The organism is Microcoleus sp. N9_A1 (genome assembly GCF_036701795.1).
Classification (GTDB): domain Bacteria; phylum Cyanobacteriota; class Cyanobacteriia; order Cyanobacteriales; family Microcoleaceae; genus Microcoleus.
The window spans coordinates 75962-88941 of sequence record NZ_JAUBRI010000015.1 but is presented as its reverse complement, the minus strand read 5'-3'; the positions used below and the strand labels follow the sequence as shown (position 1 = coordinate 88941).

Here is a 12980-nt window from a genome sequence, read left to right as displayed (position 1 = left end):
TGAAGCCAACCCTCCTCAACAAAAAGGTGATTTATGGAATTTAAAGATTTTCTGGCTTTGCTGCATCCTATTTTAGCTGTTGCGATTGTTTTTCCTATGCTTGGTGTTGTTCTCAATATGGCGTGGCAAACCATGCAGCGTCGCAAGCAAATTGCATCCGGGGATAAGAGCAAAATTCCACCTGTAGTCGGTCAAGAACACGTCAAAGCAGGTCGAATTCTGTCGGGTTCTGTGGTAGGAGTGACTTTGTTGGGTTTAGGCTACGCGATTTTTGAGCATATCTTGAGCGAACAGGTTTGGAGCAAAAACTCGTTTCAGGTTATTTTCATTGTGCTGATGTTTGTGGCGACTATTGCCTCTTTGGTGATGCTCTATCGATCGACACCGGCGTTATGGCGCGGCATATTTGCGACCTTGACGGGTGCTGGTTTGGTGATTCTTGGCACTCAAGATGGCGTTTATCGGCGGACTAATGAATGGTATTGGTCTCACTACTACATTGGGATCACCGCTGCGCTACTGATGGTTTTCTCCCTTGCCATTATTCAAGACATCTACAAAGATCGATCGAATCGCTGGCGCACTGTCCATGTCATCTTGAACTCGATCGCTGTCATGCTGTTTCTGGGACAGGGAATGACCGGAACCAGGGATTTGTTGGAAATTCCTCTGAGCTGGCAAAAACCCTATATTTATAGCTGTGACTTCGCCAATAAGACCTGTCCAAAGCCGTGAGCGATCGCATTACTTCGATATTCCAGTCGAAAATTAGTATAAATTAGACCAATAAACCCGGTTTCTGAATGTAACAAAGTCGTGGTAATCACAGGGATGAGAACGAGAAACCGAGTTTATGAGGCCCGGAGTGCGTGAGTTCTCATCAGTCATAAATCTTAATCATTGCGAGTCAAACCCTGAAGGCTAACTTGCAAAATCGACAAACCCAAAATTAGCAAAAACAAAACCAACCCGATCGTACAAGCATAGCCAATTTCCAAATCCTTAAAAGCCCGTTCGTAAAGATAATAAACAACAGTCTTAGAACTATTGCGAGGCCCGCCCTGAGTCATAATATAAACTTCTTCAAAAACCTTAGTAGCAGAAATCGCCGAAATTACCGCTACCAAAACTAAATAAGGCTTCATCAGTGGCACAGTAATATCCCAGTGCTTTCCCAAACCATCAGAACCATCAATAGCAGCCGCCTCATAAAGTTCTGCCGGAATAGCTTGCAGCCCTGCCAAATAAATCACCATGTAATAACCCAATCCTTTCCAGATAGTAACTGCCATGACGCTAAAGATTGCTAACTTCGGATTAGCCAGCCAAGAAACAGGAGGTAAACCCAACAATTCCCCCAACTGATTCAGCAGTCCAGTCTCAGCAAACAGCCACTTCCAAGCAATCCCGGCGACAACCATTGAAATTACCGCGGGCGTGTAGTATGCGGCTCGAAACCAGTTCATCCCCTTAAGTTTTTGGTTGCACAAAATCGCCATTCCCAACGGTAGAACAACCAATACAGGCACAACGCAGGTGAGATACAGCAGTGTATTCGTCAAAGTTTGCCAGAATGTGCGATCGCCCCACAACCTCTCAAAATTCTTTAAACCCACCCACTGCGGCATTTGAGTTAAATCATATTCGTAGTTGGTAAAACTCAAATAAAAAGCTTGCACCGCCGGCCACAAAACAGTCAAACTCAAAATAAATAAAGCAGGTAGCAAAAACAAATAAGGAGTCAGGTTTCGTCGGGAAAAAGTCACAGACATAAATTAATTATTAGTTATTGGTTATTAGTTATTAGTTATTGGTTATTACTCGTTCCCAGGCAGAGCCTGGGAACCAGTTATCTCTTACTTAGTCTGCGGAGGCAGACTTGGTTTGTGTAGACGCGGTTTCAACCGCCCAGTAATAAGGGGATAACACTTATTTAACTCCCGAGAATAAAGCCTGCCACTCTCCGGGAGAACTAGCATTTTCCCCCTCTTTTACCTCAAAAGTAACATTGCAAGCTTGCGGTTGTTCCAAAGCCTCCACACACAATTCTGCAATATCTTCCCGACTGACCTTGCCCCTAATATTGTCTCCTTGCTCAAATATTAAAGCTTTCCCTCCCGGTTCTTCAGTCAAAGCGCAAGGTCTGACAACAGTATAAGGTATGCCGCTCGATCGCACGCAATCCTCCCCTTTCAGCTTCCAAGTCAAAATCCCCCCCAACATATCATTCATCCTGACAGCAGGCGGTTCTTCTTCCAAGTTAATTCCCGGGCGGCCAGGGCGGGTAACTCCTGCCGAACTCACCATCACAAATCGCGGCAAAGTCTTTCCCCCATCAGCTTTAATAGATTCTAACTCCAGTTGAAAAATACCAGGTGTAAATTTCGGGTTGAGCGCGCCATCATATTCAAACTTGCTCAACATTAACTGAAAAGAATAAATAGTGCTGGGATCGAATTTAGAGTCATATTTGACAGTTTTCGCGCGAAAGACAGGAATCAACTTATCGAAGGGAACTGCGATCGTAATCCAGGTATTGTAAACAGTATCGAACGAATAGCAATAACCAATTCCATCCCATTTAGCCTCGCTACGCACAATTAATTTGTAGCGCTTACCGTCCCCTTTGACCCGCAGCAGGAGGCCGCTAAATCCTGCGAGATCGATCGGAGGATCGAAGTTGCGGGTACGCACCGAAGCAAAGCCGCCCGAGTTGGCAGTAGAAACATTGCCTGTGAATATCGCTGTATTGTCTGTAAGTACGATCGAACTTTCGCTGGTGCCACCCATCACAATGTCGTCCAGGGCACCCCAAGTTTCTTTTAAATCTTGGCTGGGTTTTGTGAAGTCGAAAATTATTTTTTCGCCTGCTTGAATTAGCTGGCGGCGAACAGCTTGCACTAAATTATTCAGGCCTTTGTATTCGACTATTTCGGGAACATCCACAACTTCCGGCATATAAAATTTGATGCCTTGATAGTATTTTTCCCGCGTTGGGGTGTCTCCTTCTATCGGTTGAACTTTAGTGCCGGTACAGCAGATAACTGCTTCCACACCCTCGGTTACTAAAGGTGTTAGCGTCTCTGGCAGAGTAATATCTCCTTCGACTAATTCGACATTTTTGCCGAGAATTTCTGTTGCTCTTTTGGTATCTCTGACGAGGCAGCGTACCCTATATCCCCGCTGTTGCAGCCGCTTCACAACTCGTTTCCCGACGCCGCCGGTGGCACCGGCTACCAGTATCAGTTTGGGTTGGTCTTTTTTAGTTTTGCTGCTGCTTCCAAAGAGTTGTTGCAGCCAGCTAATGCTGCCAATGAAGGGAATGACGCCGAAATAAGCCAAGGTTTTGAGAAACCTGCCGGCATCCCATTGGGCGGTTTTTTTTTCAGTCATACTAACTTCCTCTGAATTGGCTCAAATCTACTTAGCTGCTTTTGTATTTTAATCGAATTTTCGATTTTTGAATTTGGGCTATTTCCTAGCCTTCCCGAAGGCACGCGCGAACGGGATAGCTTCGCTTTTAGGCGGACTTTTTTTTCACTTCACAATGGGTTTGGGATGAGTTTGGTTCAAGGGAATCTCAATAATCAACTCCGTTCCCTCTCCGGGGGCTGAAATGCAAGTCAATTTGCCGCCGTGTTGTTCCACCGCAATTTCGTGGGTAATCGCCAAACCTATCCCCGCACCTTTGCCTACCTGTTTTGTGGTAAAAAAAGGCTCAAAAATTTTCTGGCGAACTTTTTCTTCCATGCCCCAACCGTTGTCTTTGATCCGAACTGCTACGGCTTTTTCTCCGGGACAAAGTTCAGTCACAATCCGAATTTGTCCGTACTTAACTGCCTCTTCTTTGTCCCCGCCGTGCGACGATAAATTATTGTTGACAAAGGCCTCTTCGAGAGCATCAATTGCATTGGCCAGTACATTCATAAATACTTGGTTTATTTGAACTGCGTAACACTCAACCAAAGGCAGAGATCCATATTCTTTGATGAGATGAATTGCTGGGCGATCGGGCTTCGGTTTGAGTCGGTTGCTCAAAATCAATAAAGCGCTGTCCAATCCGTCGTGAATGTCAACTGGTTTAATCTCTGCTTCGTCAATTCTAGAGAAATTTCGCAGCGACTGAACTATCTCGCGGATGCGGTTAGCTCCTACTTTCATTGAACCCAGCAACTTCGGCAAGTCTTCAGCTATAAACTCTAATTCTGCTATTTCTATTTGTGCTTGAATTTCCGGCGAAGGCGACGGATAGTGCTGCTCGTAAAGCTGCAATAAATTGATCATTTTTTGACTGTATTCATTAGCATAGCTAAGATTGCCGTAGATGAAGTTAATCGGGTTAGTAACTTCATAAGCTACCGCCGCCACCAACTGTCCCAAACTTGACATTCTTTCGCTTTGTACCAATTGAGTTTGCGCCCGCTTAAGCTCTGACATTGCTGTTTTTAAATTAGCAGTTTTTTCGCGTTCTCTGGCGACTGATGCTTCTAGTGCTGTATTTAATTTTTCGAGTTTGTCCACTTGGCGCAGCACTATATTAATCATTGCTTTTTTCAGTTCCAATGCAGCGTCTATTTCGCATTGTTTCCAAGGCAACGATTTGTACCTGACATTTTCTTGCCACAGCTCGAAGGATTTCCGAGGAGACAGTCGATGGCTGCCATCTTCATCTATTTGAACTGTTTTGTTGGGGTTGCCCGCCCAATTTACGGTCTTAATTACTTCCGGGCGAAACCACAAAACGTATATTTTCTGAGTGGGCGATATTGCTATGGCTAAACACCCGCTGGCAGTGTCTTTAAATCCCTCAGCTTCGGGATAGTATTTGGTGAGGGAGTCTGTATAAAAAATTTCTTTATTTAAATGCTTTTGCACCCACTGAGTTAAGTATTTGAGGGATTCTCCTTGAGGTGTTTGCCCTACTTGATAGCAATTGTCTCCAAATACTATTGCGGCTCCCTGGGCGTTGACTGCTTCTAGCAAATTATGCTGACATTGACCTAACACTTGTGACAAGTTTTCGGAGGTGGATATGTCTTCAAAAATTTTGGTTTGAATGGATTTCAAGTGTAGTTTGTAGTCGTAGTCTTCGTTTCCTTCTTTTGATTGCAGTTCTAAGGACATTACTTGCCCGATAAATTCGCAAGCTGCGCGCAATTCATAGTTGAGGTGTTTTGGTGTATAGTTGTGGCAAGCAATCAATCCCCACAGTTTTTTGTCTTTGACTAACGAGATCGACATCGAAGCTGCAACGCCCATATTTTGCAGGTATTCTATGTGAATGGGAGAAACGCTTCTCAACACGCTGAAACTGAGGTCTAGGGGCTGGATGGAAACAGCATTGTTTCCTGAAACAAGGGAGACGGGTTGATAATTAATATCTGGGATCAACCTCAGCCAATTTAACGTATACAGTTGTCTGGCTTGTTTGGGAATATCTGAGCTGGGGTAGTTTAATCCCAAGAAAGGACTGATATTTTCTGCTTTAGCTTCAGCGATCACAGCGCCGTTGCCTTCGTGGTCAAATTGATAGAGCATAACTCGATCAAAACCCGATATTTTTCTGACTTCTTCTACAGTTATTTGAGATAATTCTTTGAGATTTTGGGCGCTTTGAATTTTGCTAACAGTGGCTCTCACTGAATGATAAAAACTAAAAACAGAAAGATTTTCTGGGCTGGTGGCTAATTCCAACTCGACGATCAATACTTCTTCTACTCGGTGGAGGATGCAGTCAAATTCTAAATATTTACCTTTGTTTGTGACAGAGAGTTTAATGGGATTAACGGTTTTTAAGTTTTCATTAAGCAAACAAAGTTTGAGTTTTTTTAGTTGAACTCGATTGAATAATAAGCTCAAATTTCGACCAATCGCACTTTCTGCATCAATTCCTAACAAATCTTGCGTATTTTCGCTGGCTTGCACTATTTCTAGTTCAGGTTCTCGTACAACAAGTAGCACCCCGTGTGGCTGAATGTGTCCCGATATATGAATGGGTTCTCTGTCGCAGTTTGTCAAGTCAACTTCTTCGAGTGCGGGAATTGTGATTTGTTGATCCATTTTCTTTGTCTTCCGCTGTAAAATTTCGAGAGGGTTCTATTGATTTGAGATTTGAGAGCAAATTGGCTTTTCCATAATAATCTCATATTGTTCGATCGCATAAGGACTCGATCCCTTGACGGACACGGAGAATCAATCATCCGATACTCAGCGAATCAAAAATGATTTAGTCGAAAACCAGCCTGCAGTATGTGTTGCTGTTCAAGCCGCCTCAGCCTTCTAGGAATTTTACTGACTTGGCTCTTCTATACTATCGCTTCCCGATGTTAATTATCATAGCAATTGTTGCCATTCTTCAAGTATGTTTAATAATTTCCCAAAACTTTAATATTTGTGGTAAAATTTTGCCTGCTGGAAAATGGGGATAGAAATGCGTCTCCAGAGCGGCCTACTTACGGAAATATTAAGTTAAGGTGAGGGTGACAAGATATGAAAGTCAAGTCACGCTAAGCTCTTTAAGTATACCCAACAGGCCCGACAATTAGACTGATGATCGACTTCAATACAGTTACTGAATTTTCTCATACCTACTGCATAGCTATCTGTGCCTTCTTAGTTCCGGCAAACTTGCTGACTACTTTGCAGACAGCGATTTTGACAGGGCTAAACCGACCTCGAATACAAGTTTGGGCGTCTGTGGGTGTGGCAAGCCTTTGGGCTACAGCAATGATATTTCACGTTTTTACCTGGTTCGCGATCGGGATAGTAATGCCTCCGACATACATTTTGCTAGTTATGGGAATCACTTGTCTGACAATCAATGTCTGGGCGATCGCTCATCCTGCAAGCATGATGCAATTAATTCGAGTTGCGGTATCAGTTGTTAGGGGAGCTTTCAGGAGAAAGAAGGATTTAGTTGTCTAAGAGAGAAAGATATTGTTATCTAGGAACTCAAAAAGAATTTGGCAGGGGGTAATGTGAAAAATTTCAGGGAAAATATTGGTTTCAGAAGAGTTTTTCGGGTGGCAAATCGTGCTTCCGAGAGCTGAGTATTCAGCGGTTATTCCGGTTCGCGATCGCGACAATCTTCTGTTTCCGGGCCGCGGGGATGGATCGTGCAATTGAGCAGGTAGCCGCCATCGCTTCTGCCGTAATAGTAGCGACATCCGATGCAAATTGCGGGAGGTTCGATCGCACTTTGGTAAACCGGATAATCCGCAGTCGCCAGCAGCGAAAAATCGCGCTGCGTCTGAACATTCCCGATAATAGCGCCGGAGAGTTCGACACCTTGGCGGATGTTTTCGATCCTGGTGTAAGGCGGTAGGTAAATGTCAATACAAAGGCGTATGCCCTGGCTATCCTGCTCGTGGCGGGTAATAGTGCCTCCGAGCAAACCGACGCGCGAAGCGATAGCCGAGGAAAATTCGCTCAGGGAGGTGCAGTAACCGGAGAAAACGTGAATATGTTCGTCCGTAGTAGCTCTCACAGTCAGGCGAGTGGGAATTCGCAATCTCAGGTAAGCGTCGAGTTCGTCAAAAACCGGTTCGGCGAGGGAGAGCATTTGGTTTGCGTCTTCGTGGTTGAGCCCAAAACCCTTGGAAACCTTGGACACGAGGGCTGCTAAGATATCAAAAACTTCGGTTAAGAGCGATTGTAGCCTGCTATCAATGGCGATCGGACATTCTCTCAGCAGCTTTAAATAATCCTCCAACCGATGAGCAATGCGCTGAATGCTGCTAAATCCGAGCATAGCTGCTCCCCCCTTAATCGAGTGCGAGGCTCGAATGAGCTGGTGTATTCTTTGGGGATCTGGAGCGGTGTTTTGCAGATATTGCAAGCCTTGTTCGATAATTTGGATCTGTTCTGTGGCTTCTTCGATAAAGTAGCCAATGATCCGCTGTAGTTGTTCTGGCAGCATAATTTTATTCTCCTAAAGGCAGCCGAGTATCATTAGTCATTACTCAGACATTTGATAGTTTTGAATCGATATTTCACTGATGAGTTATTGGTTTTTTTAAGCCCGAATTTGTTTTATAGAAAATACCCTGAAAACCCCGTGACTTTAGTCCAGGGATGAAAGGGTATGGTAGGATTTATCCTGCCTATCAGATCTACTCTACCAATTGCACAAATGTCTGGCTAGTGTGCTATCGTCAAAAGAGTCGAAAGTTGCGAATTTTGATAAATCAAGTATCTAGCTTAACAGCAGTACGGATGCTCAAAATAATTAATCACAACCAATACTAAGGTTCTGAACCGATTAAATCGTCTAAATCGTCAGTAAAAGACGTTAAAACCTACCCCCAGACTGGAGGAAAGTCACGACCGAGGAAGCTCCTTGTAAGACTAGGATAGCAGACCGCCATTTTTGGCAAAAGGATTGCGCCCGGAAACCCCGACAATAGGGATATTAAGGCTGGAAAGTCTTAAGAATCCCCGTCGCTTTAGCGCGAGGAGTGTCAATCTGACTCACGGCAACTGTAGTGGCAATGTCGAAAACTGTTAACTCTTAACTGTTGACAGTAATTTTTTTTGCTCCGACAGTAGCGGTTGCTACCCCCAACAGCAGCACCGCAGCACCTGCGAGTACCGCCGGCGCGGGCACTTCCCCCAACAGCAAATAACCCAACCAACTCGCCCCAACCGGTTCAAACAAGATGGCAAGAGTTACCAGAGTTGGAGAAATCTGCACTACGGCCCAGTTCAAAATAGTGTGGCCGACTAACTGAGGCAAAGCGGCGGTTAACAAAATATAAAAATATACAATGTCGGGGTAATTAGTATAAGTAGTGCCGAAGGCGAAGGGGAGAGGCAGCAGGACGATCGCAGCAATAGTATAGGCGATCGCGATATAACCGCCAATTCCCAATCCCCGCCGCTGAGCTTCCCGCCCCAGCAGCAAATACAAGCTGACAGCCCAGGAACCAGCCAGAGCAAGGAAATCGCCCAGGAGTTTGCTGTTGCCGGCATGGGCTGCGCCCGCACTTCCGAGGGCGATCGCCATTCCCCCAGTCAGGGCTATAGTAATGCCAGCGATCGACATTTTGCTGAGTTTTTCCCCGAACCAGAAGCGCGACAACAGTGCTACCCAGACAGGATTAGTGGTGACAAGGGCAGTTGAGGCGGCGATCGAAGTATAAGAAAGTGAGGTGATCCAGAGGGCAAAGTGCAGGGCGAGACACAAACCCGCAGCAGCAGCATAGCGCCGAGCTCCCGGTTGCAGGGCGTTCCACTGAATTTTCGGCCAAGCAGGAAGCAGAATTAAGGCAGATAAAGTCAGACGAGAGGCGGCGAGTACCAGACTGAAACCGAGGCCGCCCGCGCCTGCTTTCTGGTTCGCCAGCCGAATTAAGATTGATGAAGTTGAGACGGCTAAAACGCCGATAATTAACAATAGGGCGATCGACCAATTCGACGGTTTTTTCGGAATATTCATTTTTTAGGCATTGGGCATTGGGCATTGGGCATTGGGCATTGGGCATTGGGAAAATTTACAAAGCAATTTTCGCACAAATTATGAATAATTTCTATTCTCTTATTCTCCTCTCCTCTTCTCTCTTCCTTCGCGACAAGAGCGATTACGCGCGGCTTCGCCTAACGCGACGAAAGGGGTTCGTTAAAAAATCCAGATCGCCAATCATGAAAAATTACTATACTCAAAAAAAATCAATGTAGAGTGCGCCTAAAATTACCTGACCTCTGTTATAGTTTCAATACCGCAAAAAACCAATTACCCACTTAAAATTTATAACTATCTATGGCTCCTACAGTTTTGATTACAGGCGCTTCTCAAGGAAGTGGCAAAGCAACAGCAATTTTATTTGCAAGTAAAGGTTACGATGTAGTGATGGTGGCACGCGGGCCAGAGAGATTGGCAGCAGCAGCGGCTCAAGTGCAGCGAGAAGGCAATTCGGTATTAGCTATTCCGGGGGATGTTGGCGACCTTCAACAAGTGCGGGCGATCGTCCAAAAAGCCCTAGATGCCTGTGGCAACATCGATGTTTTGGTTAACAATGCCGGCATTTGTCTCACGGGGGCGATCGAGCACACTACCTCCGAAGACTGGCAGCAATTAATGAATACCAATTTTTGGGGCTGCGTTAACACAATTCAAGAAATGTTGCCACATTTTTTGGAACGAAAAACAGGGACAATAGTCAATGTTGGTTCCATTGGTGGCAAAATGCCTTTGCCTCAAATGACTGCTTATTGTGCCAGCAAATATGCAGTAACCGGTTTAACAGAAACTTTGCGATTGGAATTAGCGCCTCAAGGTATTCACGTTTGCGCCGTGCATCCGGGTCTGATTAATAGCGATTTTTTAGAAAGAGCTCAATTTCGCGATCGAGACGAACCCGCAGTCGAATTGCGCCGCCAGCAAATGACCGAAATGCTCAAATCTGACTGGGCAACTCAGCCGGAAGATATTGCTAAAGCTATCTGGGATGCTGTGCAAAATCAGCGTGCAGAAGTTACCGTCGGCCCTGCTTTTGTAGCGTCGGAAGCTTATCGGTTATTCCCCGGTTTGATGCAGTGGGCAATGGAAAAGGGCAAGTTATAATTTTAGTCATTAGTCATGAGTCATTAGTCAACAGAAAAACGAGCTCAATCGCACTTTAAACCTGCGGCAGTGGCTGTGGGATATTTGACAGGAACAAAGGCAAGGCCGAACTGCTGTTTCGGACACTTGACAATATGTACCAATTCGCTGAGGGGATTTTGGCGATCGCCATCCTCTCCAAACTGAATAGTTCCGGTTCCTCCTTCCACACTAAAATTCCGATTGGAAAGGGTTTTCTGCATTCCTTCGCGGCTGGGTTGCTGCTGCATTTCCATTGCCTTAATTAGTGCAATAGCTGCATCGTAAGCTAAGGCTGTATCGGTGTTTACTGTTCCTCTCCACAACTTTTGAGCCTGTTGGGGAAATTGTTTGTTGCGGCTGCTTGACGGATGCCAGGGGACAGATACGACTAATTTTTCCAAAGACTTTAGCTGGGTTGCTGCTTCTAATGTTCTAGGTTTGTAGAGTACCCAAATTCCGGCAATCCAATTGCGATCGCGGTTGGCTTTTATCATAGCGATCGCGCTGTTTAAGGAATTAGTAACTTGACCATCGGGAGCTAACACGATCGCTGTTTTTCCTGTTTGCTGAATTTCCTTTAAAGCTGTTTGGGCGCTGAAGTTGCTTGTAGATAAATCAAAGTCGCGAATCTTGACAATTTTTCCTTTTTTGTCCTCTTGAAAATACTTTTTGAAAGATCGCGTAAAATAAGAACCTGACGAACTGCCGGGATTGTAGAAAACTGCTGCTTTATTGAAACCTATTTCTCGCAGATACGTTGCTAAAGTTTGAGCGGCAAACCTGCTAGAATAAGATGTACGAAAGAAAATTTTTCTCTGCTTTTCTGTCAGTTCTTCCGTTGTGCTTCCAGGAGACATCAAAACCAGGTTATTTTGGTCGTAAATATCTACTGTTGCTACTGTCATATCGCTGGCATAGTGACCGACTACTCCTAAAATATCCGGCTGTTTTACCAGTGCATTTGCCGTTTTAATTGCCTCTAATTTGATATTCGCATCGTCAGCGATGATGACTTTCAGACCTTTTCCGTTAATAGCTTTGGCTTCGAGCCAGCCTTGACCAGGAAAGTCGCGATCGCTCTTATTATTAGCTACAAGTCCTAAATTAACTTGTGTTTGGGCTTGGGCAACACCGCGCAAAAGTTCTTTTGCCGAATCTGCATTTTTTACAGAACCATCCTGATTTTTCAGGATAGGAACGGCAACAGCAATTGTGTAATAATTGGCATTGTTTACTTCCAAAAACGCATTGTTAATGTAAATTAAAGTTTCTGGATCTATGCTGTCTTCTTCGTTCCATGATTTTTTGAAAAGATTTAAAGCTGATTGATAATTTGAATTTGCAAACTCCTCAACTCCCTTTTGCTTTAACCGAGGTTCTGAAGTTTTGACTAGGATTTCTTCGCCGCAACTTAAAGCATCTCCCTGAATTAAAGGACAAGTTGGAGGCTTAATAATGTGTAAAAAACTAAGGGTTGCCAGTCCCGCTGTCACTGTGGTAACTGCCAATGCCAACAAGCCAAAGAGATATTTAGTGCGTTTCGGCGGCGACTGCAATGCTGTTAGCGATAGCAAATCCTGCAACACCTTAGCAGCAGATTGATAGCGATCGTTAAAGTGGTAGCACACCATTTTATTCAAGATTTTTTTCAGCTTGGCGCTAATTTGCAGCATGGGGCGATCGTCACTTGAGTAGTGCCAGACGAGTTCGCCAGTTTTTTTATCATGCAAAAGTTCCTCAATCTCTAAACCAGCGATCGCTTGAATGCCGATGATTCCCGCAGCATAGATATCGCTGTTGAATCTTGGCTGATTTTTCCACTGTTCGGCCGGCATATAACCCTCTGTACCAACAGCGCGAGTTTGAGTGATGTTCCCAGACTCGATCGCCAAAGTGCTGATCGCTTTTACGGCCCCAAAGTCGATCGCTACAATTTTGCCGTCCAGCTTGCGCCGGATTAAGTTGGACGGTTTAATATCGCGGTGAATAATACCTTGAGAGTGGAAGCAATCTAAAATTTCTAAAATGTCCAGCAATAAATCAATGACTTGCTTTTCTCCTAACTTTTTGCCTGCAGCGAGTTCTTGGTTCAGCGGCTCTCCTTCAATGTATTCTTGAATTAAGTAAAATTTTCCATTTTCTTGAAAGCGATCGATTAACTTGGGAATGCGCGGACACTTATCGAGATCCTTCAGGGCTTTAGCTTCTTTTTCAAATTGGTGTTGTGCTTCCTCCAACAGTCGCGGATCGCTGGATTGAGGCGGCGGAATTTCCTTGACGACGCAGAGGCTGCCTAAAGCGTCGTTAGCCGTATAGGTTGTAGCAAAACCTCCCTGACCTAATCGATCGATAATTTGATAGCGAGCGCGCAGAATTTCCCCTGAATTGAGACACATAA

General features: G+C 44.8%; 9 protein-coding genes. 3 read left to right on the top strand and 6 right to left on the bottom strand.

Annotated features, from left to right (window positions below; genetic code table 11):
• Window positions 1-33 precede the first annotated feature (33 nt).
• A complete protein-coding gene (locus tag QUA58_RS09785; protein ID WP_333250800.1) occupies window positions 34-735 on the top strand; it encodes a DUF4079 domain-containing protein in 702 nt (233 codons plus the stop codon).
• A 158-nt stretch (window positions 736-893) separates the two neighbouring features.
• Here the strand turns inward: QUA58_RS09785 and QUA58_RS09780 are convergent, their stop codons facing one another.
• From QUA58_RS09780 to QUA58_RS09770, 3 genes are all read right to left on the bottom strand, one after another.
• The gene (locus QUA58_RS09780; protein ID WP_333393850.1) at window positions 894-1772 is read right to left on the bottom strand and encodes a sugar ABC transporter permease; all 879 of its coding nucleotides are present in this window, start codon (window positions 1770-1772) and stop codon (window positions 894-896) included.
• 157 nt (window positions 1773-1929) lie between these two features.
• The gene (locus tag QUA58_RS09775) at window positions 1930-3393 is read right to left on the bottom strand and encodes a CIA30 family protein (protein ID WP_333393848.1); all 1464 of its coding nucleotides are present in this window, start codon (window positions 3391-3393) and stop codon (window positions 1930-1932) included.
• A 144-nt stretch (window positions 3394-3537) separates the two neighbouring features.
• On the bottom strand, window positions 3538-6060 hold the full coding sequence (locus tag QUA58_RS09770) for an ATP-binding protein (RefSeq protein ID WP_333393846.1): 2523 nt from the start codon (window positions 6058-6060) through the stop codon (window positions 3538-3540).
• A 489-nt stretch (window positions 6061-6549) separates the two neighbouring features.
• Here QUA58_RS09770 and QUA58_RS09765 point away from each other — a divergent pair, with 489 nt between their 5' ends.
• Window positions 6550-6924: a hypothetical protein gene (locus QUA58_RS09765; RefSeq protein WP_333250792.1), complete on the top strand. Its 375-nt coding sequence runs from the start codon at window positions 6550-6552 to the stop codon at window positions 6922-6924.
• A gap of 136 nt (window positions 6925-7060) precedes the next feature.
• On the opposite strand, the gene QUA58_RS09760 is transcribed toward QUA58_RS09765, so the two are convergent.
• Both QUA58_RS09760 and QUA58_RS09755 read right to left on the bottom strand, forming a co-directional pair.
• On the bottom strand, window positions 7061-7918 hold the full coding sequence (locus tag QUA58_RS09760; RefSeq protein ID WP_333393844.1) for an Hpt domain-containing protein: 858 nt from the start codon (window positions 7916-7918) through the stop codon (window positions 7061-7063).
• Window positions 7919-8509: 591 nt separating this feature from the next.
• On the bottom strand, window positions 8510-9436 hold the full coding sequence (locus QUA58_RS09755; RefSeq protein WP_333393842.1) for a DMT family transporter: 927 nt from the start codon (window positions 9434-9436) through the stop codon (window positions 8510-8512).
• Window positions 9437-9757: 321 nt separating this feature from the next.
• On the opposite strand from QUA58_RS09755, the gene QUA58_RS09750 reads away from it, so the two are divergent.
• Window positions 9758-10561, top strand: coding sequence for an SDR family oxidoreductase (locus tag QUA58_RS09750; protein ID WP_333250786.1), 804 nt, complete (start codon window positions 9758-9760; stop codon window positions 10559-10561).
• A 44-nt stretch (window positions 10562-10605) separates the two neighbouring features.
• Here the strand turns inward: QUA58_RS09750 and QUA58_RS09745 are convergent, their stop codons facing one another.
• On the bottom strand, window positions 10606-12978 hold the full coding sequence (locus QUA58_RS09745; RefSeq protein ID WP_333393840.1) for a bifunctional serine/threonine-protein kinase/ABC transporter substrate-binding protein: 2373 nt from the start codon (window positions 12976-12978) through the stop codon (window positions 10606-10608).
• Window positions 12979-12980: the final 2 nt, after the last annotated feature.

Excerpts from the sequence above, each read along its gene's own strand:
- QUA58_RS09750 (WP_333250786.1), top strand. The coding sequence starts at position 9,758 with ATGGCTCCTACAGTTTTGATTACAGGCGCTTCTCAAGGAAGTGGCAAA.
- QUA58_RS09745 (WP_333393840.1), bottom strand. The coding sequence starts at position 12,978 with ATGTGTCTCAATTCAGGGGAAATTCTGCGCGCTCGCTATCAAATTATC.
- QUA58_RS09775 (WP_333393848.1), bottom strand. The coding sequence starts at position 3,393 with ATGACTGAAAAAAAAACCGCCCAATGGGATGCCGGCAGGTTTCTCAAA.
- QUA58_RS09770 (WP_333393846.1), bottom strand. The coding sequence starts at position 6,060 with ATGGATCAACAAATCACAATTCCCGCACTCGAAGAAGTTGACTTGACA.
- QUA58_RS09755 (WP_333393842.1), bottom strand. The coding sequence starts at position 9,436 with ATGAATATTCCGAAAAAACCGTCGAATTGGTCGATCGCCCTATTGTTA.
- QUA58_RS09780 (WP_333393850.1), bottom strand. The coding sequence starts at position 1,772 with ATGTCTGTGACTTTTTCCCGACGAAACCTGACTCCTTATTTGTTTTTG.
- QUA58_RS09785 (WP_333250800.1), top strand. The coding sequence starts at position 34 with ATGGAATTTAAAGATTTTCTGGCTTTGCTGCATCCTATTTTAGCTGTT.
- QUA58_RS09765 (WP_333250792.1), top strand. The coding sequence starts at position 6,550 with ATGATCGACTTCAATACAGTTACTGAATTTTCTCATACCTACTGCATA.
- QUA58_RS09760 (WP_333393844.1), bottom strand. The coding sequence starts at position 7,918 with ATGCTGCCAGAACAACTACAGCGGATCATTGGCTACTTTATCGAAGAA.